The organism is Streptomyces sp. NPDC043952 (assembly GCF_056435325.1).
The window spans coordinates 1-19,038 of the sequence record NZ_JBWKES010000056.1; the positions used below are offsets into that span (position 1 = coordinate 1).

Below are 19,038 nucleotides of genomic sequence, written 5' to 3' on the forward strand. Positions count from 1 at the left end.
GGCCGGACGAACTCCCACTCGGCATCCGACAGTTCATGGCGACGTATCACGACACCATGATCTACCAGCAATGATCATTTGAAGACACCGCCTAGCCCCCGGCCGCCTACGCCTTGCGGTGGCCTATCAGCCGCGGCCGCTGCTCCAGCCCGTCGAGGCCGTGCCACGCCAGGTTCACCAGATGCGCCGCCACCTCCGCCTTCTTCGGGCGGCGCACGTCCAGCCACCACTGGCCGGTCAGCGCGACCATGCCGACCAGGGCCTGGGCGTACAGCGGGGCGAGCTTGGGATCGAAGCCGCGGGACTTGAACTCGCGGCCCAGGATGTCCTCCACCTGCGTGGCGATGTCGGAGATCAGCGACGCGAAGGACCCCGTCGACTGCGGGATCGGCGAATCGCGGACGAGGATGCGGAACCCGTCCGTGTACTCCTCGATGTAGTCGAGCAGCGCGAACGCCGCCTGCTCGCACAGCTCACGCGGATGACCGGCCGTCAGCGAACCGGTCACCATGTCCAGCAGCCGCCGCATCTCGCGGTCGACCACCACCGCGTACAGCCCCTCCTTGCCGCCGAAGTGCTCGTACACCACCGGCTTGGACACCCCGGCCTTCGCCGCGATCTCCTCCACCGAGGTGCCCTCGAACCCCTTCGCCGCGAAGAGGGTGCGACCGATCTCCAGCAACTGCTGGCGGCGCTCGGCACCGGTCATACGGGTCCGGCGGGTCCGCCGCTGCTTGTCAGTGCCTGGATTGCTGCTGGAATCGGTCGCCACGGCCTCCATCATGCCGCCTCGGCGGTCTCCCTCCGGCGCCGGGAGCCGCCATCCGCGTCGCTACGGCGCGAATCGATACGCGAGCGTGACGGCCAGCGCACGTCGTACGCCCACCCGAGCTTCTCGAAGATCCGGATGAACCGGGCCGAGGAGTCGAGCTGCCCGCGCATCACCCCGTGCCGCGCCGAGGTCGGGTCGGCGTGGTGCAGGTTGTGCCAGGACTCCCCGCAGGACAGCACCGCCAGCCACCACACATTGCCCGAACGGTCCCGCGACTTGAACGGCCGCTTGCCCACCGCGTGGCAGATCGAGTTGATCGACCACGTCACATGGTGCAGCAGCGCCACCCGCACGAGTGAACCCCAGAAGAACCCGGTGAACGCGCCCCACCAGGACATCGTCACCAGACCGCCGATCAGCGCGGGCAGCAGCAGGGACAGCGCCGTCCACAGCACGAACTGCCGGGAGATCGCCCGCAGCGCCGGGTCCTTGACCAGATCCGGCGCGTACTTCTCCTGCGAGGTCTGCTCCTCGTCGAACATCCAGGCGATATGCGCCCACCACAGGCCCTTGATCAGCGCCGGAATCGTCTCGCCGTACTTCCACGGGGAGTGCGGATCGCCCTCCGCGTCGGAGAACTTGTGGTGCTTGCGGTGATCGGCCACCCAGCGCACCAGCGGCCCCTCCACGGCCAGCGACCCCATGATCGCCAGCGCGATCCGCAGCGGCCGCTTCGCCTTGAACGAACCGTGGGTGAAGTAGCGGTGGAAACCGATCGTGATGCCGTGGCAACCGAGGTAGTAGAAGAACACCAGCAGGCCCAGATCGAGCCAGCTCACCCCCCAGCCCCAGGCCAGCGGCACCGCGGCCACCAGCGCCAGGAACGGAACGGTGATGAACAGCAGCAGCGTGATCTGCTCGATCGACCGCTTCTTCTCACCGCCCAGCGTGGCCGGCGGAAGGGAAGTGTCGTGAGCCTTACGGTCTTCTTCGATCACATCGGAATGTGAGGTCATACGCGTCCCCTGTGGGGTCGAGGGTCGGGGGTGGGTGTGCCGGGCGCCGGAACCGGACGCGGGGGGTCCACACATCCCTACGGTTCCGTAACCTACGGCATCGTAAGTATGGCAGCGTGCCGAGCGGCGGCAAGAGCCCTGAGAGCCTGCGCGTCCCCATCGACACCTATCCTTGGAATCGGTCGGACAGCGCGGTCCGCTGAAGTTTCCTTCCCGGACGCTCCGGCCCGTATGCGGCACAGACCGCGCGGCAGACGGCCGGGTACCTCCCCGAGACGCTTCAACACTGCAAGGAGCCGCACCTGTGAGCAGTGCCGACGACCAGACCACCACGACGAACACCGAGCTGCGCGCCGACATCCGCCGTCTGGGTGACCTCCTCGGAGAAACCCTCGTCCGGCAGGAAGGCCCCGAACTCCTGGAACTGGTCGAGAAGGTCCGCCGCCTCACCCGCGAGGACGGCGAGGCCGCCGCCGAGCTGCTGCGCGGCACCGAGCTGGAGACCGCCGCCAAGCTCGTACGCGCCTTCTCCACCTACTTCCACCTCGCCAACATCACCGAACAGGTGCACCGGGGCCGCGAACTGCGCGCCCGGCGCGCCGCCGAGGGCGGCCTCATCGCCCGGACGGCCGACCGCCTCAAGGACGCCGACCCCGAACACCTGCGGAACACCGTCCACCACCTCAACGTCCGGCCCGTCTTCACCGCACACCCCACCGAAGCCGCCCGCCGCTCCGTCCTCAACAAGCTCCGGCGCATCGCGGCCCTCCTGGACACCCCCGTCCTGGACTCCGACCGCCGCCGCCACGACACCCGCCTCGCCGAGAACATCGACCTGGTCTGGCAGACCGACGAACTGCGCGTCGTCCGCCCCGAACCCGCCGACGAGGCCCGCAACGCCATCTACTACCTGGACGAACTCCACGCCGACGCCGTCGGCGACGTCCTGGAGGACCTCACCGCCGAACTCGAACGCGTCGGCGTCCGCCTGCCCGACGACACCCGCCCCCTCACCTTCGGCACCTGGATCGGCGGCGACCGCGACGGCAACCCCAACGTCACCCCCCAGGTCACCTGGGACGTCCTCATCCTCCAGCACGAACACGGCATCAACGACGCCCTGGAGATGATCGACGAACTGCGCGGACTCCTCTCCAACTCCATCCGCTACACCGGAGCCACCGGGGAACTCCTCGACTCCCTGCGCGCCGACCTCGACCGGCTGCCCGAGATCAGCCCCCGCTACAAGCGCCTCAACGCCGAGGAGCCCTACCGCCTCAAGGCCACCTGCATCCGGCAGAAGCTGGAGAACACCAAGCAGCGCCTCGCCAAGGGCACCCCCCACGAGGACGGCCGCGACTACCTCGGCACCGCCGAACTCCTCGCCGACCTGCGCCTCGTCCAGGACTCCCTGCGCCGGCACCGCGGCGCCCTCTTCGCCGACGGCCGGCTGGCCCGCACCATCCGCACCCTCGCCGCCTTCGGCCTCCAGCTCGCCACCATGGACGTCCGCGAACACGCCGACGCCCATCACCACGCCCTCGGCCAGCTGTTCGACCGGCTCGGCGAGGAATCCTGGCGCTACGCCGACATGCCCCGCGAGTACCGCACCAAGCTCCTCGCCAGGGAACTGCGCTCCCGCCGGCCCCTCGCCCCCACCCCGGCCCCCGTCGACGCCGCCGGCGCCAAGACCCTCGGCGTCTTCACCACCGTCAAGAAGGCCCTCGACGTCTTCGGGCCCGAGGTCATCGAGTCCTACATCATCTCCATGTGCCAGGGCGCCGACGACGTCTTCGCCGCCGCCGTCCTCGCCCGCGAGGCCGGACTGATCGACCTGCACGCCGGCTGGGCCAGGATCGGCATCGTCCCGCTCCTGGAGACCACCGACGAACTGCGCGCCGCCGACACCATCCTGGAGGACATGCTCTCCGACCCGTCCTACCGGCGCCTGGTCGCGCTGCGCGGCGACGTCCAGGAGGTCATGCTCGGCTACTCCGACTCCTCCAAGTTCGGCGGCATCACCACCAGCCAGTGGGAGATCCACCGCGCCCAGCGCCGGCTGCGCGACGTTGCCCACCGCTACGGCGTACGCCTGCGCCTCTTCCACGGCCGCGGCGGCACCGTCGGCCGCGGCGGCGGCCCCTCCCACGACGCCATCCTCGCCCAGCCCTGGGGCACCCTCGAAGGCGAGATCAAGGTCACCGAACAGGGCGAGGTCATCTCCGACAAGTACCTCATCCCCTCCCTCGCGCGGGAGAACCTCGAACTCACCGTCGCCGCCACCCTCCAGGCATCCGCCCTGCACACCGCGCCCCGCCAGTCCGACGAGGCCCTCGCCCGCTGGGACGCCGCCATGGACGTCGTCTCCGACGCCGCCCACGCCGCCTACCGCCGCCTGGTCGAGGACCCCGACCTGCCGACGTACTTCCTCGCCTCCACGCCGGTCGACCAGCTCGCCGACCTGCACCTGGGCTCGCGGCCCTCCCGCCGCCCCGGCTCGGGCGTCTCACTCGACGGACTGCGCGCCATCCCCTGGGTGTTCGGCTGGACCCAGTCCCGGCAGATCGTCCCCGGCTGGTTCGGCGTCGGCTCCGGACTCAAGGCCCTGCGCGAGGCCGGCCTCGACGGCGTCCTCGCCGAGATGCACGAACAGTGGCACTTCTTCCGCAACTTCGTATCCAACGTCGAGATGACCCTCGCCAAGACCGACCTGCGGATCGCCCGCCACTACGTCGACACCCTCGTCCCCGACGACCTCAAGCACGTCTTCGACACCATCGAGGCCGAGCACGAACTCACCGTCCGCGAGGTCCTGCGCATCACCGGCGAGGACGAACTCCTCGACGCCCAGCCCGTCCTCAAGCAGACCTTCGCCATCCGCGACGCCTACCTGGACCCCATCTCCTACCTCCAGGTCGCCCTGCTCAAGCGCCAGCGCGACGAAGCCGCCGCCGGCCGCGAACCCGACCCGCTGCTCGCCCGCGCCCTGCTCCTCACCGTCAACGGCGTCGCCGCGGGCCTGCGCAACACCGGCTGACCCACCACTGGAAAAGGGTGCCCCCGACGCCGTACGACCTCGGGGGCACCCTCATCCCGAAACCCTCACTGCACCGCGACGAACGCCGCCGTCAGCAGCCCCAGCCCCGCCAGACCCAGCCCCCACGCCGGCCGCGACAGCCGCATCCCGCCCGCCACCACCACCGAGGCCAGCAGCAACGCACCGCCCAGCGGCACCCAGGCGTACAGGATCCCCGCCGCACCCGAACGCAGCGCGTCCGAGGTGCCCGGCTTCAGCACCACGGCGTACGTCCGCCCCTTGCGCACCGCGACCGGCTCCGCGATCTCCACCCGCGCACGGGCCCGCGCCCCCGCCGACGTCGGCGTGAACGCCCCACCGCACCGGCCGCCCGCACACGCGGTCACCTTCACCGTGCCCTGCTCACGGCCCTTGGTCAGCAGCACATGCTGCGCGTTCCCCCAGGAACCCCACACCCCCGCGAACACGATCAACGCGGCGACCGCGCCCATCGCCGCGACCCGCCCGAACCGCAACGCGGACACGGACACCTGGACAGCGGAACGACTGGCAGTGGCAGGCATGGCCGGGATCATTGGCCATACCCCCACGACCGGTCAACTCCGCCCGGCGGCATAGCCGTACAAGTCAGGAGTTGTACGTGCTCTGCGCCCGCTCCAGGCCCTCGATCACCAGAGCCTCCACCGCGTCCGCCGCACGGTCCACGAAGTAGTCCAGCTCCTTGCGCTCCGCACCGGAGAAGTCCTTCAGCACGAAGTCCGCCACCTGCATACGACCCGGAGGACGGCCGATCCCGAACCGCACCCGGTGATAATCCGAACCCATCGCCTTCGTCATGGACTTCAGGCCGTTGTGCCCGTTGTCCCCGCCGCCCAGCTTCAGCCGCAGCGTCCCGTAATCGATGTCCAGCTCGTCATGCACGGCCACGACATGCGCCACCGGCACCTTGTAGAAGTCCTTCAGCGCGTTCACCGGGCCACCGGACAGGTTCATGTACGACATCGGCTTCGCCAGGATCACCCGGCGGTTAGCGGGACCCGCGGGACCGATCCGGCCCTCCAGCACCTGCGCCTGCGCCTTCCCCGCCCGCTTGAACTTCCCCCCGATCCGCTGCGCGAGCAGGTCCACCACCATGAAGCCGACATTGTGCCGGTTCATCGCGTACTCCGAGCCGGGATTCCCGAGCCCGACAACCAACCAGGGATCACTGGCGGGGGTGGTCACGTCCATCTCTCCTCAAATGCGATACAGCCGTTGCTCCCCCGACCGAGGAAGCAACGGCTGTATACCGCTGTGGGCAGACGTTCCGCATGGCGGAACGGGTGGGCACAGCCGACAGGGCCGGGCGCCTGTCGACGAGGGCCAGGCTCTGTCACGGCTGAACCGCCGGTCAGGCCTCCGCGGACTCTTCGCCCTCGGTGGTCTCCTCGCCCGCGGCCTCCTCGGCCTGGGCCTGGAGGACCTGGAGGACGACGGCGTCCTCCTCGACGGCCAGCGAGACACCGCTGGGCAGCTTGATGTCCTTGGCGTGGATGGAGGCACCGGCCTCCAGGCCCTCCACGGAGACGGTGACCGACTCCGGGATGTGCGTGGCCTCGGCCTCGACCGGCAGCGCGGACAGGACGTGCTCCAGCAGGTTGCCACCCGGAGCCAGCTCGCCCTCGGTGTGCACCGGGATCTCGACCGTGACCTTCTCGCCGCGCTTGACCAGCAGCAGGTCGACGTGCTCCAGGAAGCCCTTCAGCGGGTCACGCTGCACGGACTTCGGGATCGCCAGCTCGTTGGTCTTGCCGTCGATGTCCAGGGAGATCAGGACGTTCGGCGTACGCAGCGCCAGCAGCAGCTCGTGGCCCGGCAGGGTCAGGTGCAGCGGGTCGGAACCGTGGCCGTACAGCACACCCGGAACCTTGTTCTCACGGCGGATGCGGCGAGCCGCACCCTTGCCGAACTCGCTGCGGGACTCAGCGGCGATCTTCACCTCGGACATGTGCATCACTCCTCGTAGTAACTGGGGAACGGACGTGGTCACCCGGCCACGAACGGCCTGCTACGAAGAGCGCGTCGATAACGGACCGCCGTACGCACGCGTACGGCCTCCCTCGCCGAGCAACGCCAGAAGCTTACCCGGACCCGGAGGCCGTACCAAAAGGATCTTCGGCTAGCCGCGACGGGCCGCCCGCAGAAACCTCACTGCTCGTCGAAGAGGCTCGTCACCGAACCATCCTCGAACACCTCACGCACCGCACGCGCGATCGTCGGAGCGATCGACAGCACCGTGATCTTGTCCTGCTCCCGGCCCAGCTCCGCCGGCGTCGGCAGCGTGTTCGTGAACACGAACTCACTCACCCGCGAGTTCTTCAGCCGGTCCGCCGCCGGACCCGACAGCACACCGTGCGTCGCCGTCACGATGACATCCTCCGCACCATGCGCGAACAGCGCGTCCGCCGCCGCACAGATCGTGCCACCGGTGTCGATCATGTCGTCCACCAGCACACACACCCGGCCCTCGACCTCACCCACGACCTCGTGGACGGTCACCTGGTTCGCCACGTCCTTGTCCCGGCGCTTGTGCACGATCGCCAGCGGCGCACCCAGCCGGTCGCACCAACGGTCCGCCACCCGCACCCGGCCCGCGTCCGGCGACACCACCGTCAGCTTGTTCCGGTCCACCTGCTCACCCACGTAGTCCGCCAGCAGCGGCAGCGCGAACAGATGGTCCACCGGCCCGTCGAAGAAGCCCTGGATCTGATCCGTGTGCAGATCCACGGTCAGAATCCGGTCGGCACCCGCCGTCTTCATCAGATCCGCGATCAGCCGCGCCGAGATCGGTTCACGACCCCGGTGCTTCTTGTCCTGACGCGCGTAACCGTAGAACGGCACGATCACCGTGATGGAGCGGGCCGACGCACGCTTCAGCGCGTCGATCATGATCAACTGCTCCATGATCCACTTGTTGATCGGAGCCGTGTGGCTCTGGATCAGGAAGCAGTCCGCACCACGCGCCGACTCCTGGTAACGAACGTAGATCTCACCGTTGGCGAAATCGAAGGCCTTCGTCGGGACGACCCCGACACCCAACTGCTGGGCGACCTCCTCGGCAAGCTCGGGGTGGGCGCGGCCGGAGAAGAACATCATCTTCTTCTCGCCGGTCGTCTTGATCCCGGTCACAGCACAGTCTCCTCAGAGGTTGTCTCAACCCAGCCGACCGCTCGATGGCCTCCCGTCCGAGCGTGAGAGGCCGAATCAGCTGGTAGGGGTGCGGGTGCACACGTGCGGATGTGCACTTATCACGGTACGCCGACTTTGACGCACCCGTTTCCGGTCAGTCCTCGCCACCGCCCTGCCGGGAAGCCTCCTCGGCAGCCCTCGCCGCCGCACTCCCCGGCCGCTTCCGAGCCACCCAACCCTCGATATTCCGCTGCTGACCACGGGCCACGGCCAGCGAACCGGGCGGCACGTCCTTCGTGATCACGGACCCGGCGGCGGTGTACGCCCCGTCCCCGACCGTGACAGGTGCCACAAACATGTTGTCCGAACCCGTACGGCAATGCGACCCGATCGTGGTGTGATGCTTGTCCTGCCCGTCGTAGTTCACGAACACACTCGCCGCGCCGATGTTCGTGTGCTCACCGATCGTCGCATCGCCCACGTACGACAGATGCGGCACCTTCGTGCCCTCGCCGATCCGCGCGTTCTTCGTCTCGACGTACGTCCCGATCTTGCCCTTCACACCGAGCCGCGTCCCCGGACGCAGATACGCGTACGGCCCCACGCTCGCCTCCGCGCCCACCACCGCGCCGTCCGACACCGTGTTGTCCACCCGCGCCCCCGCGCCCACCTTGGTGTCCTTCAGCCGGCTGTTCGGACCGACCTCCGCACCTCGGGCGAGATGCGTGGCACCCATCAGCTGCGTGCCCGGATGCACCACCGCGTCCTGCTCGAACGTCACCGTCACGTCCACCCACGTGGTCGCCGGATCCACCACGGTCACGCCGTCCAGCATCGCCCGCGTCAGCAGCCGGTCGTTCAGGATCCGGCGCGCCTCGGCCAGCTGCACCCGGTTGTTGATCCCCGCGATCTCCCGGTGATCACCCGCCACCGACGCCCCCACCCGGTGCCCCGCCTCGCGCAGGATCCCCAGCACGTCGGTCAGGTACTCCTCGCCCTGGCTGTTGTCCTTGCGCACCTTCGTCAGCGCGTCCGCCAGCAGCGGGCCGTCGAACGCGAACACCCCGCTGTTGATCTCCCGGATCGCCCGCTGCGCCTCGCTCGCGTCCTTGTGCTCCACGATCGCGGTCACCGCGCCCGTGGCCTCGTCCCGCACGATCCGCCCGTACCCGGTGGCGTCCGGGACCTCGGCGGTCAGCACGGTCACGGCGTTGCCGTCCGCGTGATGGGTCTCGGCGAGCCGCTGGAGGGTCTCGGCGGTGAGCAGCGGGGTGTCCCCGCAGACCACGACGACGGTCCCGGTCACCGCCCCGCCCAGCTCCTCCAGACCCATCCGTACGGCGTGGCCGGTGCCGTTCTGCCGCTCCTGCACGGCGGTGCGCACGGCCGGGTCGGTCTCCGCGAGGTGCGCGGTGACCTGCTCGCGGGCGTGGCCGACGACGACGACCAGGTTCTCGGGCGTCAACTCGCGGGCGGCGGCGAGCACATGGCCCACGAGGGAGCGGCCGCAGATCTGGTGCAGCACCTTGGGTGTGGCCGACTTCATACGGGTGCCCTCACCCGCTGCGAGAACGACGACGGCTGCCGGGCGGATGGCACTCACGGTTTGCCCTTCGGCTCTGAGGGTGGGAACAGCCGCAGGATACCGGGGCGGGGTTTGGGGGATATGGGGGCGGGCCCTGACGGGGCGGTTTACCGGTCAGGGCCCGAACCGAGCAGCTCCGCCAGCTGGACTCGAACCAGCACTACAGGGATTCAAAGTCCCGCGGGCTACCGATTACCCCATGGCGGATGGCTGCGTCAGACCATACCGGAGGGGAACCGCTTCGTGATCCCTGAGGCGGCGCTCACCACGCCCGTCCACCAGCCCTCGATGCGTCGGTACAGCTCCGCCCCTTGCAGAACGCTGATGACGAGGCATCCCCGATAGCCCTCGCCCACGTTCTTGCGGACGGTCTTCGGGTTGTGCTTCTTGATGGTCGTCCGCTGGAACTCGCAGGCAGCGACGCCGACGAGGTCCGCCCAGTAGTCCTTGGCGCCCTCGACGTCGCCCGTGGCGTGGATCATCACCCGGTACCGGAGGCGTTCGCGCTCGACCCCCAGAAGATCCAGCCAGGCGAGGTAGACCCGGATCACGCCGGGGTCGCTGTTGACGAAGGTGACGGTCTCCCGGCGGTCGTACGGCTTGTCCTTGCTGCCCTCGGCCCAGTAGAGGGCGACGCCCGTCATGAACAGCTCGCGGGTGGTCATCGCGCCGATCTCGGTCATGGCCGCCGCCTTGGTCCTCTGGCGCTGTTCGTCCCGCACCGCCAGTTCGTGCTCCCAGCGCTTGCGGGCCGCCAGCCGCGCTTGTTCGGACGGGTCCCGGCGCTCCGGCCTCGGTAAATCCCGCACCCACAGCGAGATCGAACTCTTCGAGCAGCCCAGCTCGACCTGGATCTGGTCGTACGTCCAGCCCTGGAGCCGTAGTTCGCGGGCCCGTGAGCGCAGGTCGTCCTTGGCGTTCGGGCGCCTCGTCCAGGCGGGCGGTGGCTCGCCCTCCAGGAGGCGGTTCAGGATGTCGTTGTTGTCGACGTGGAGGCGGTCGCGGATCTGCCGTCGGCTCAGTCCCGCCCGCCGCAGGGCCACCGCCTGTCGTCGTAGCCCCTCGAAGTCGGCGTATTTGCCGTGGGTGTGTGCCATGGGCATACCCTCCGGGCGGAATGAGGGGTTCCGGGGTCGAACGCGGAGGGTTCACCAGTTCGAGGGAAAAGGGGAGGTTTCGATGCCGATCGGTTACGCAGCGTGGTGTGTGGAGGTAGGCGAAAGTCACCGGAAAAGCCGCACCTGCCGCCCGTAGGCTGGACGCATGACCATGACGGGGGAAGAGCACACCAGGGCGCTGACCGGCCCTTGGTGGTGGCCGCGCCGGCGCAGCGCGGTGTTCGACGGCGCGCTGGCGCTGGCGTCCGCGCTGGAGAGCGGCGCGGAGGGGATCGGTTTCGCCCGCGACGCGGGGATCCCGGTCTGGGCGGGTGTCCTGTTCGGTGTGGCGGCCGGCGCGGTGCTGCTGGTGCGGCGCAAGTGGCCGGTCGCCGTCGTGCTGGTGGCGATCGCGGTGACCCCGGCGCAGATGGGTTTCCTGCTGGGCATCGTCGGCCTGTACACGCTGGCCGCGGCGGAGGTGCCGCGGCGGGTGATCGGTGCGCTGGCGGGGATGTCGCTGGCGGGTACGGCGGTGGTGACGTTCGTCCGGGTCCGGCAGGACATGGCGCGGGGCGATCTGACGCTCGGTGACTGGTTCGTGCCGTTCGCCGCGGTGGCGACGGCGCTGGGGCTGACGGCTCCGCCGGTGCTGCTGGGGCTGTATGTGGGGGCGCGGCGGCGGTTGATGGAGAGCCTGCGGGAGCGGGCGGACAGTCTGGAGCGGGAGCTTCAGCTGCTCGCGGAGCGGGCGGAGGAGCGGGCCGAGTGGGCGCGGGGCGAGGAGCGGACGCGGATCGCGCGGGAGATGCATGACGTGGTCGCGCACCGGGTGAGTCTGATGGTGGTGCACGCGGCGGCGGTGCAGGCGGTGGCGCGGAAGGATCCGGAGAAGGCGGTGCGCAATGCCGCGCTGGTGGGGGACATGGGCCGGCAGGCGTTGACGGAGTTGCGGGAGATGCTCGGAGTGTTGCGGGCGGGGGAGGCGGACCAGGGCGCGGGCCGGGCGGCGGCGGGGGTGCCGTTGGCGGCGGTGGGCGAGGCGGCCGCGGCGGCCGCGGCGGCGGCTTCGCGGGTGGTCGAGGAGCCGGGTGAGGGGCCGTGGCTGTCGGAGCTGGAGGAGTTGGTGGGGCAGTCGGCGGCCGCGGGGATGGTGGTGGAGCTGTCGGTGCAGGGGGAGGCGCGGTCGTATGCGCCGGAGGTGGAGCAGACGGCGTACCGGGTGGTGCAGGAGGCGCTGACGAACGTGCACAAGCATGCGGCGGGGGCGAAGACGCATGTGCGGTTGGCGCACCGGGTGTCGGAGATCGCGATGCAGGTGGAGAACGAGCCGCCGGGGGAGCCGGGCTCGGCGTCGGCGGCGGGGTTGCCGTCGGGTGGCAATGGTCTGGTGGGGATGCGGGAGCGGGTGCTGGCGCTGGGCGGGGTGTTCGTGTCGGGTCCGACGGAGGAGGGGGGTTTCCGGGTGTCGGCGGTGATTCCGGCGGCGTAGGGGGCCGTACGGTTCCGCTTCCCGAGGGCCCCACCCTTTCTCCGGCCGGCCCTGTCCTTGCCCGTCCTTTCCCGGCCGTTCCTGTGGTCAGCCTGCCGTGAGCCGTGCCGGTTCTATTCCGGTGATGAGGGTGGCCAGGGCGTGGTCGATGTCGGGGCCGAGGTACCAGTCGCCGGTGTGGTCGAGGGCGTAGACGCGGCCTTCGGTGTCGATGGCGAGGGCGGCGGCGGTGTCGGTCTCGGTGCCGAGGGGGCAGAGTTCGGTGCCGAGGGCGCGGCCGAGGTCGCCGAGGGTGCGGGCGAGGTGGCGGCCGTGCAGGGGGTCGAGGTGGAGGGTGGCGGGGGCGATCTGGCGTCCGCTGCCGCCGGGGGCGATGTGCAGGCCGCCGAATTCGGCCCAGGCTTCGACGGCGGCGGGGAAGACGGTGTGCCGGTGGCCGGCGGGCGAGGTGTGTTCGCGCAGGGTGTCGGCCCAGATCTCGGCCTGTTTTATGTCCCAGCGTCCGGGTTGCCAGCCGGCGGCGCGCAGGGCGGCGTCGACGGGGACGGGGAAGCGCGTGGTGGAGGTGCGGTCGGGGTGCATCTGCCCTTTGTTCGTCGTGTCGTTCGTCGTGGTGACGGGTGGTGCGGGGTGGCGCGGGGTGGCCGGGTGGTCAGTCCTTGGTGGTGGGGTCGACGACGCGGACGCCGAAGTGGGAGGTGAGGGCGGTGCATGCGCGGCAGGGGGTGGCGAAGCTGCCGTGCAGGGGGTCGCCGTCCTCGCGTATGCGGCGGGCGGTGAGTTTGGCGTGTTTGAGGGCTTTGCGGGCTTCGCCGTTGGTCATGGGTCTGCGGGAGGCGCGTTTGCTGCGGGTGGCGTCGGCGGCGGCGAGGTGCCGGGAGATGAGGATGGTTTCGGCGCAGCGTCCGGTGAAGCGGTCGCGCTGGGCGCTGGGGAGGGTGTCGAGGAAGTCCTGGACGAGGGGGTGCAGGGTGGGGGGTTCCTCGCCGCGGGCGGCGGTGCCGGTGAGGGTGGTGCCGTGGACGGAGAGGGCGGCGGCGACGGTGGGCAGGATGCCGTCGCGGCGTTGCCGGAGAGTGGGTGCGGGGGGTGTGTCGGTGCCGCTCCAGTCGATGCGCGGGTCGCCGGCGCGCACGTCGGTACCTCCGGTCTGCAAGGTGTTCATGTCGGTTTTTCCCTCCCCGTGCTGTCCCCCGAAGGACACAGGGTGCCAAATGCCGTGGGTGGTGCGGAAGCTGGGGCGGTGCGACACGCCCGTGATGGGTGGGGTCGGTCACGGTGGGGTGACGGCTGGTCACGGAGGTGGGGGTGGGGGTGGCGGGTGGTGGTCGTGGTGTGGGTCGCGGTGTGGGTCGCGGGGGTGCGGTGGGCCGGTGACCGGGGTGCCGGTACCGCTTAGGCTGTCGGCATCCGCGATCGACATCGCCGTTCAGGCCTAAGAGAACGCCTCAGGGGGCAACCGCCATGACGACAGGTCGGCTCGGGCTGGGGGCTCCTCCCGGCCGCCAGGGGGGACAGGCCGTGCCGCCGAACGCGGCGTACGCGGGGCAGGTCGTGCATTTCCCGGATCCGGTGCGGGCGGCGCGGCACCCTGGTGGGGTGCGGGTCGACGAGCGTGGTTTCCCGGATTTCTCGCCGTACGCGCGGGTGGCGGTGGAGATCGCGGAGCCGCCGGAGGGTTTCGGCGTCGACGAGTTGCGGCTGACGGACTATGTGTCGGCGAACGCGGCGCTGGCGGCGGCGGGGCACGAGTGGTGGGACACGGTGCCGGATGTGGCGACGCCGCATGGCTGGACGTGGCATCACGTGGCGGGTACGCGGCGTCTTGAGCTGGTGCCGGTCGATGTGAAGGCGTTGCTGCGGCATCACGGTGGGGTGGCGACGGCTCCGGTGGACCACGGCAAGCGGGGTACGCGGCCGTTGCAGGAGACGCGGCCCGCGCATTTCGGTCTGCCGAAGTCGGGGGTGGCGGTGACCGAGGCGCAGGTGCAGGGGGTCGAGGAGGATCTGGGGTACCGGTTGCCGGGTGCCTATCGTGACTTCCTGAAGGCGGCGGGCGGTTGTGCCCCGGTGGGTACGGCGCTCCTCGCCGAGCTGGGGCTGCTGCTGGACCAGCCGTTCTTCACGGTGCGGGACGAGGCCGCGGTCAACGACCTGGTCTATGTGAACAAGTGTCTGCGTGACCATCTGACGAAGGACTACCTCGGGGTGTCGTTCGTGCAGGGCGGGTTGCTCGCGGTGAAGGTGCGGGGCGAGCGGCTCGGTTCGGTGTGGTTCTGCGCGTACGACGATGTGCGGGACGTGGATCCCTCGTGGCCGCCGGCGGAGCGGGTGGAGCGTCTGCTGCTGCCGTGCGGCGACGACTTCGACGCGTTCCTGTCCCGTCTGGCGGGCAATCCGCCGGAGTTGGAGACGGTGGCGAATCTGATGGTGGACGGCGGTTTCGCGCGGGTCGTCCCGGTGTCTTCCGGTCCGGTGGGGGAGTGAGCTGACGGCGATGGTGACGTACGCGCAGGCGCAGGAGCGCGCCGAGGAGTGGATCAACGGCGATGTGCCCGCGTATCAGCACCGTGAGGTGCGGGTGCGGGAGTTCGAGCTGGGGTTCGTGGTGTGGGGCGAGGACCGGGCGGAGGGGCCGCGGTCGGACGCGGGCGCGCAGCGGCTGGTGATCGCGCGGGACAGCGGTGAGGCCACGCTGTGGCCGGCGCTGCCGGTGGGTGAGGTGATCCGCCGGTACGAGGAGGAGTACGGCGGTTCGGACGGTCCCGTGGACGCGGTGCCGGCGCCGGCGGCGCGGTTGGATCTGAATCAGACGTCGTTCCTGCTGACTCCGCCGGAGTGGTTGCAGGAGGCGGCGGACAAGCTGGGGATAGGGGAGCGGCGGCAGTCGTCGGCGGATTCCGGTGTGCCGGGGGGTGCCGGGGCCGCGGGTTCCGGTGCGTCGGAGGGCGCCGGGGTGCCGGTCGCGGACGCCGGTTCCGCCGAGGGTGCGGGGCTTTCGGGCGGGGCGGCGGGGACGTCGGCCGGCCCGGTGGTGGCTCCCGCGGCTTCGCCGGCTCCTGCAACTCCTATGGCTGGTGCTCCCACGCCACCCCCCGCCCCCGCTCCGGTGGACGTGCCGGTGGGGGCGACTCCGTGGGCGGGTACGGACACGAACGGGGGCGCGGGTGAGGACGACGACCGTTCGGTGCCGTTGCCCGCGACGGTGTTCGCGCCGCCGCTGGGCGGTGCCGACGAGGACGCGCCGCCGGTCTCCGTGCCGGACGCGAAGACGGCGCTGATGTCGGGCGGCAGTCAGCTGCCGCGCACGGCGGTCGCACCGGCGCTGGACCTGCCGGACGAGCCGGGCGCGCCGGGTGGTTCGCCGGTTCCGGGTGGTGCGCCGGGCGCGCAGCTGGGCAGCACGCCGCCTCCGCCGCCGTCTCCGGGCGCCCCGGCTTACGGCTATCCGCAGGCCCCGGCAGGCCCCGGTGCCCCGGTGCCGGGCGGCACCCCGCCTCCGGGTGCGCCGGTCCACGGCTATCCGCAGGGGCCCGCCGAGCCGGTGCCTGAGGGCAGCACGCCGCCGCCGGCCGCCCCGCCGGGGGGTTATCCGCAGGCGCCGGCGGGTCAGGCCGCGCCGGGTTCGCCCGGTGTTCCGGCCGGGCGTCCGCTCGCGCCGAACGCCGGGGACATCGCGGATGCCGCGACGAGCAAGGCGGCGCCGCCGCCGAAGAAGGCGCGCGGCGGGGTGGGTGCGCCGCCTCCGCCGCCGGGTGCGCCGGGTGCGCCGGGCGCGCGTCCGGGGAGCGTGCCGCATCCGCCCGCGCCGGGCGCGTCGCCGGGTGGCGGGTACGTGCCGACGCGTCTCGTGTCCGCGGTCGTCCCGGACGGCCCGGAGGGGCAGGACGGTACGGCGGGTGTGCCCAGGCCGCCCGCGGCGCCTGCGGGCGACGTACACCACGCGGCCACGATGCTGGCCGGCCCCGGTCCGGTGGGCCCCGGTGCCCCGCAGCCTCCGGCGGCTCCGGGGATGCCGGGTGCGCCGGGTGTTCCGCACGCGCCGGGTATGCCGGGCGCTCCGGGTATGCCGGGCGGTCCGGGTGCGCCTGGCGCTCCGGGTGCCCCCGGCCTGCCCCCCGTCCCCGGCGCGCCCCAGCCCCCGGCGGCCCCCGGCATGCCCCCGGTTCCCGGTGCCCTGCTGCCTCCCGGCGCTCCCGGTATGCCCGGTGCCCCCGCGGCGCCGGGTGCGCGGGGTGCCGTACACCAGGCGGAGACCATGCTGGCGGCGCCTCCCGTGGGCGGGCCCGGTGTGCCCCTGCCCCCGCCGCCGGCCGCGCCCGGTGTTCCGGGCATGCCCGCGGGGGTTCCCGGTGCCCCGCCGCCGATGGCCCCGCCCCAGCCGGGCGTCCCCGTGCCGGGGCAGCCCGCGGCGTACGGGTATCCGCAGGCCGGGCAGCCGACGGTGGGCCCCGGTTACCAGGCCGTGCTGCGGTACCGGGCGCAGGACGGTTCGGAGCAGCAGCTGATCCGGCGTTCGGCGCCGGGCACGCCGCACCCGGAGTGGCAGATCTTCCACGAGCTGCGGTCGATGAACGTGCCGCCGGGCCAGGTGCTGGAGCTGCACACGGAGCTGGAGTCGTGCGAGCTGCCGGGTGCCTACTGTGCGCGGATGATCCGGGAGCAGTGGCCGCAGGCGCGGATCACGAGCATCGCGCCGTACGGCACCGACCACGCGAGCCGGCAGCAGGGGATGGCGCAACTGCTGGCGCACCAGGGTGAGTTGCATCAGGTGGCGGACGGCCCTGCGCGGCCCGCGCCGGTGCGTGCGCCGTTGCCGCCGGTGCAGGCCGCGCCGCCGGTGCCGCCGGAGGCCGCGGGGCAGGAGCTGGCGGCGGCGTTCGGGCCGGGGGTCTTCCGGTTCGAGCAGCAGGCGGTGTCCCGGCAGGGTGTGCCGCCGGTCGTGGCGCACACCCTGGTGGTGGCCGGGCTTCCGGTGGACATGGGCCCGTTCTTCTGGGCGCAGGCGCAGCCGGGCCGTCCGGTGCCGACGCTGGCGGAGCTGGCGGCGGAGCGCGGGGTGCAGCCGGCGGCGGACGCGGGGTCGTACCTGGTGATGGGCACGGACTTCGGCAAGGCGCTGTGTGTGCAGTACGGGACGGCGAACATCGTGGCCGTGCCGGTGGAGGCGGGTCCGGGTGGTGCGCCGGTGCCGCCGCAGTTCGTGAACACCGGGCTGCCGGAGTTCGTGCGCTGCCTTGCGCTGCTGGGCCGGATGTGGCGGCTGCGGTACGGGCTGAACCAGGAGCAGGCGGGCCGCTGGACCGTCGATTTCCAGGCGCAGCTGGCCGCGCTGGACCCGGCGGCGCTGGGTTCGCCGGAGAGCTGGTGGTCGGTGCTGCTGGAGCAGATGTGGGACGGGCTGCTGTAGCCGGGCCCGCGGGAACCCGCCGGGGGTGGTGAACCGCGGCACTCCGCCTGTGACACGGCGGCGGAGTGTCGCGTTATGAACAGTTGAGCCCGATCCGTCACGATGTGCGCGAACTCTGCTGTCGTGCATGTCGGTCGGAGAGGGGTTCCCGAGGTGAGCTGCGCATGGATGCCGCCGAACGGCTTCACGACCGTCCGGGGGCGCGGTTACCGGCCCGAGCAGGTCCATGCGTACCTGGAGGCGCTGTCCGGGGAGCGGGACGCGGCGTGGGAGCGCGCGGCGCGGCTGACCGTGCTGGCCAAGGACATGGCGGCGGAGGCCGCGCGGCTGCGCGAGGTGGTCTCCGGGCTCGGGCCGCAGGAGTACGACTCGCTCGACGAGGGCGCGCGCAGGTTGTTCCAGCTCGCGCTGGAGGAGGCGCGGCAGCTGCGGGAGCGTGCGCGGTGCGAGGCGCGTGAGCTGGTCGCGCGGGCGGCGGCGGACGCGGAGGGCGTGCGCCTGGCCGCGCAGGAGGCGGCGGACTCGGTGCGCGCGGAGGCCGACGAACACGCCCGTCAGGTCCTGCTCGCCGCCCGCGCGGAGGCCGACGAGCTGCGCATCGGCGCGCGGCGGGCGGTGAAGGCGGGCCGCAAGGAGTCCCTGGAGGAGCTGCGCGAGGTACGGCGGCGCACCGGCGACCTGCTGGCCGGGCAGTCCCGCGAACAGGCCGGGCGCTTGGCCGCGGTGGAGCGCGCGGAGGCCGAGGCGGTGGTGGCCGCGGACGCGCGCGAGGCCGGTCTTGTGGCCCTCGCGGAGGAGAAAGTGGCCACGGCGAAGCGGGCGTTGGGGGAGGCGGAGGAGTACGGCCGCCGGTGCGAGGAGGAGGCGCACGCCCGCGCGGCCGCGATCGTCGCCGAGGCCCATGCCCGCGCCGACCTGATCGCCCACGAGACGGAACGGGTCCTGCGCGAACACAGCGCGACCTGGGACGACGTTCAGGCTCACATGGATCATGTGCGCAGCAAGCTGATGGCGCTGACCGGTCAGGCGGTCGTGGAGTAGCGGCCGGGGTGGAGACGGGCCCGCCTGTGGGTGGAGGCGAACCCTGAGAAGGGGCCGGGCCGGGGGCGGGGGTCCCCTAGGGGTATCTCCGTATCAGGGCTCGGGGAGGGGTCGTCCCGGCGGAGGACGAGCCGGGGCAGGGGGGTTCCTTAAGCTGGCTTTACGCCGCTGGGGGGCGGCCGGCCCGAACGGAGGGGTGGGGTTTTCCCCCTGCCGAAGAGGGGGTTGTGCACCAGCGCGCCGCACCCTCGCCGGGCGCGAGACTCATGGACGTAGCCGCGACCACGCATGACGCGGACAGCGCCGTGTACGAGGCGGGCAGCACCGTGTAAGAGGCGGGCAGCCCGCTTGCGACGCGGGCAGCACCGCTTAGCGCGTGGCCGGAACCCGCACGCACCGGAACTGCGGGGCGTCGCACAC

Annotated in this window: 15 protein-coding genes and 1 tRNA gene; 5 read left to right on the forward strand and 11 right to left on the reverse strand. The window is 71.6% G+C overall.

Annotated features, from left to right (window positions below):
* Positions 1-106: 106 nt before the first annotated feature.
* Complete coding sequence (locus AC069R_RS33095) at positions 107-784, reverse strand: TetR family transcriptional regulator (RefSeq protein WP_397985553.1); 678 nt, start codon at positions 782-784, stop codon at positions 107-109.
* Positions 781-1,788: an acyl-CoA desaturase gene (locus tag AC069R_RS33100; RefSeq protein WP_478770402.1), complete on the reverse strand. Its 1,008-nt coding sequence runs from the start codon at positions 1,786-1,788 to the stop codon at positions 781-783. The genes AC069R_RS33095 and AC069R_RS33100 overlap by 4 nt, the downstream gene beginning before the upstream one ends.
* 304 nt (positions 1,789-2,092) lie before the next feature.
* Here AC069R_RS33100 and ppc point away from each other — a divergent pair, with 304 nt between their 5' ends.
* The gene (ppc, locus tag AC069R_RS33105; protein ID WP_478770403.1) at positions 2,093-4,825 is read left to right on the forward strand and encodes a phosphoenolpyruvate carboxylase; all 2,733 of its coding nucleotides are present in this window, start codon (positions 2,093-2,095) and stop codon (positions 4,823-4,825) included.
* A gap of 65 nt (positions 4,826-4,890) precedes the next feature.
* On the opposite strand, the gene AC069R_RS33110 is transcribed toward ppc, so the two are convergent.
* From AC069R_RS33110 to AC069R_RS33140, 7 genes are all read right to left on the reverse strand, one after another.
* On the reverse strand, positions 4,891-5,400 hold the full coding sequence (locus AC069R_RS33110; protein WP_478770416.1) for a hypothetical protein: 510 nt from the start codon (positions 5,398-5,400) through the stop codon (positions 4,891-4,893).
* A gap of 52 nt (positions 5,401-5,452) precedes the next feature.
* The gene (gene pth / locus AC069R_RS33115; RefSeq protein WP_478770404.1) at positions 5,453-6,055 is read right to left on the reverse strand and encodes an aminoacyl-tRNA hydrolase; all 603 of its coding nucleotides are present in this window, start codon (positions 6,053-6,055) and stop codon (positions 5,453-5,455) included.
* A gap of 160 nt (positions 6,056-6,215) precedes the next feature.
* Entirely contained in the window at positions 6,216-6,812 is a 597-nt protein-coding gene (locus AC069R_RS33120) for a 50S ribosomal protein L25/general stress protein Ctc (RefSeq protein WP_478770405.1), read from the reverse strand.
* A 200-nt stretch (positions 6,813-7,012) separates the two neighbouring features.
* Positions 7,013-7,993, reverse strand: coding sequence for a ribose-phosphate diphosphokinase (locus AC069R_RS33125; RefSeq protein WP_046427674.1), 981 nt, complete (start codon positions 7,991-7,993; stop codon positions 7,013-7,015).
* Between the two features lie 154 nt (positions 7,994-8,147).
* Positions 8,148-9,596 (reverse strand): bifunctional UDP-N-acetylglucosamine diphosphorylase/glucosamine-1-phosphate N-acetyltransferase GlmU, encoded by a 1,449-nt coding sequence (glmU, locus tag AC069R_RS33130; RefSeq protein WP_478770406.1) that lies wholly within the window; start codon positions 9,594-9,596, stop codon positions 8,148-8,150.
* Between the two features lie 116 nt (positions 9,597-9,712).
* Positions 9,713-9,785: transfer RNA gene (locus AC069R_RS33135), tRNA-Gln, on the reverse strand.
* Between the two features lie 8 nt (positions 9,786-9,793).
* Complete coding sequence (locus tag AC069R_RS33140; RefSeq protein WP_478770407.1) at positions 9,794-10,675, reverse strand: hypothetical protein; 882 nt, start codon at positions 10,673-10,675, stop codon at positions 9,794-9,796.
* 166 nt (positions 10,676-10,841) lie between these two features.
* Here AC069R_RS33140 and AC069R_RS33145 point away from each other — a divergent pair, with 166 nt between their 5' ends.
* Positions 10,842-12,167 (forward strand): sensor histidine kinase, encoded by a 1,326-nt coding sequence (locus AC069R_RS33145; RefSeq protein ID WP_478770408.1) that lies wholly within the window; start codon positions 10,842-10,844, stop codon positions 12,165-12,167.
* 87 nt (positions 12,168-12,254) lie between these two features.
* On the opposite strand, the gene AC069R_RS33150 is transcribed toward AC069R_RS33145, so the two are convergent.
* Both AC069R_RS33150 and AC069R_RS33155 read right to left on the reverse strand, forming a co-directional pair.
* Positions 12,255-12,749, reverse strand: a complete 495-nt coding sequence (locus tag AC069R_RS33150; RefSeq protein WP_478770409.1) for an SUKH-3 domain-containing protein — start codon at positions 12,747-12,749, stop codon at positions 12,255-12,257.
* Between the two features lie 70 nt (positions 12,750-12,819).
* Positions 12,820-13,332 carry a YwqJ-related putative deaminase gene (locus AC069R_RS33155; protein ID WP_471064236.1) on the reverse strand — a complete coding sequence of 171 codons (513 nt, stop codon included), beginning with the start codon at positions 13,330-13,332 and terminating at the stop codon, positions 12,820-12,822.
* A 299-nt stretch (positions 13,333-13,631) separates the two neighbouring features.
* Here AC069R_RS33155 and AC069R_RS33160 point away from each other — a divergent pair, with 299 nt between their 5' ends.
* The 3 genes from AC069R_RS33160 (at position 13,632) to AC069R_RS33170 (ending at position 18,618) form a co-directional block, all read left to right on the forward strand.
* Entirely contained in the window at positions 13,632-14,654 is a 1,023-nt protein-coding gene (locus tag AC069R_RS33160) for an SMI1/KNR4 family protein (RefSeq protein ID WP_478770410.1), read from the forward strand.
* Between the two features lie 10 nt (positions 14,655-14,664).
* Complete coding sequence (locus tag AC069R_RS33165; RefSeq protein WP_478770411.1) at positions 14,665-17,577, forward strand: SUKH-4 family immunity protein; 2,913 nt, start codon at positions 14,665-14,667, stop codon at positions 17,575-17,577.
* Positions 17,578-17,730: 153 nt separating this feature from the next.
* Positions 17,731-18,618, forward strand: coding sequence for a cellulose-binding protein (locus AC069R_RS33170; RefSeq protein ID WP_478770412.1), 888 nt, complete (start codon positions 17,731-17,733; stop codon positions 18,616-18,618).
* The last annotated feature ends 420 nt before the right edge of the window (positions 18,619-19,038 follow it).

What these genes read in the sequence shown, in the direction of transcription:
- AC069R_RS33095 (WP_397985553.1), bottom strand. Translation starts at nt 784, where the DNA reads ATGATGGAGGCCGTGGCGACCGATTCCAGCAGCAATCCAGGCACTGAC.
- AC069R_RS33100 (WP_478770402.1), bottom strand. Translation starts at nt 1,788, where the DNA reads ATGACCTCACATTCCGATGTGATCGAAGAAGACCGTAAGGCTCACGAC.
- AC069R_RS33110 (WP_478770416.1), bottom strand. Translation starts at nt 5,400, where the DNA reads ATGATCCCGGCCATGCCTGCCACTGCCAGTCGTTCCGCTGTCCAGGTG.
- pth (WP_478770404.1), bottom strand. Translation starts at nt 6,055, where the DNA reads ATGGACGTGACCACCCCCGCCAGTGATCCCTGGTTGGTTGTCGGGCTC.
- AC069R_RS33120 (WP_478770405.1), bottom strand. Translation starts at nt 6,812, where the DNA reads ATGTCCGAGGTGAAGATCGCCGCTGAGTCCCGCAGCGAGTTCGGCAAG.
- AC069R_RS33140 (WP_478770407.1), bottom strand. Translation starts at nt 10,675, where the DNA reads ATGGCACACACCCACGGCAAATACGCCGACTTCGAGGGGCTACGACGA.
- AC069R_RS33145 (WP_478770408.1), top strand. Translation starts at nt 10,842, where the DNA reads ATGACCATGACGGGGGAAGAGCACACCAGGGCGCTGACCGGCCCTTGG.
- AC069R_RS33150 (WP_478770409.1), bottom strand. Translation starts at nt 12,749, where the DNA reads ATGCACCCCGACCGCACCTCCACCACGCGCTTCCCCGTCCCCGTCGAC.
- AC069R_RS33155 (WP_471064236.1), bottom strand. Translation starts at nt 13,332, where the DNA reads ATGAACACCTTGCAGACCGGAGGTACCGACGTGCGCGCCGGCGACCCG.
- AC069R_RS33160 (WP_478770410.1), top strand. Translation starts at nt 13,632, where the DNA reads ATGACGACAGGTCGGCTCGGGCTGGGGGCTCCTCCCGGCCGCCAGGGG.
- AC069R_RS33165 (WP_478770411.1), top strand. Translation starts at nt 14,665, where the DNA reads ATGGTGACGTACGCGCAGGCGCAGGAGCGCGCCGAGGAGTGGATCAAC.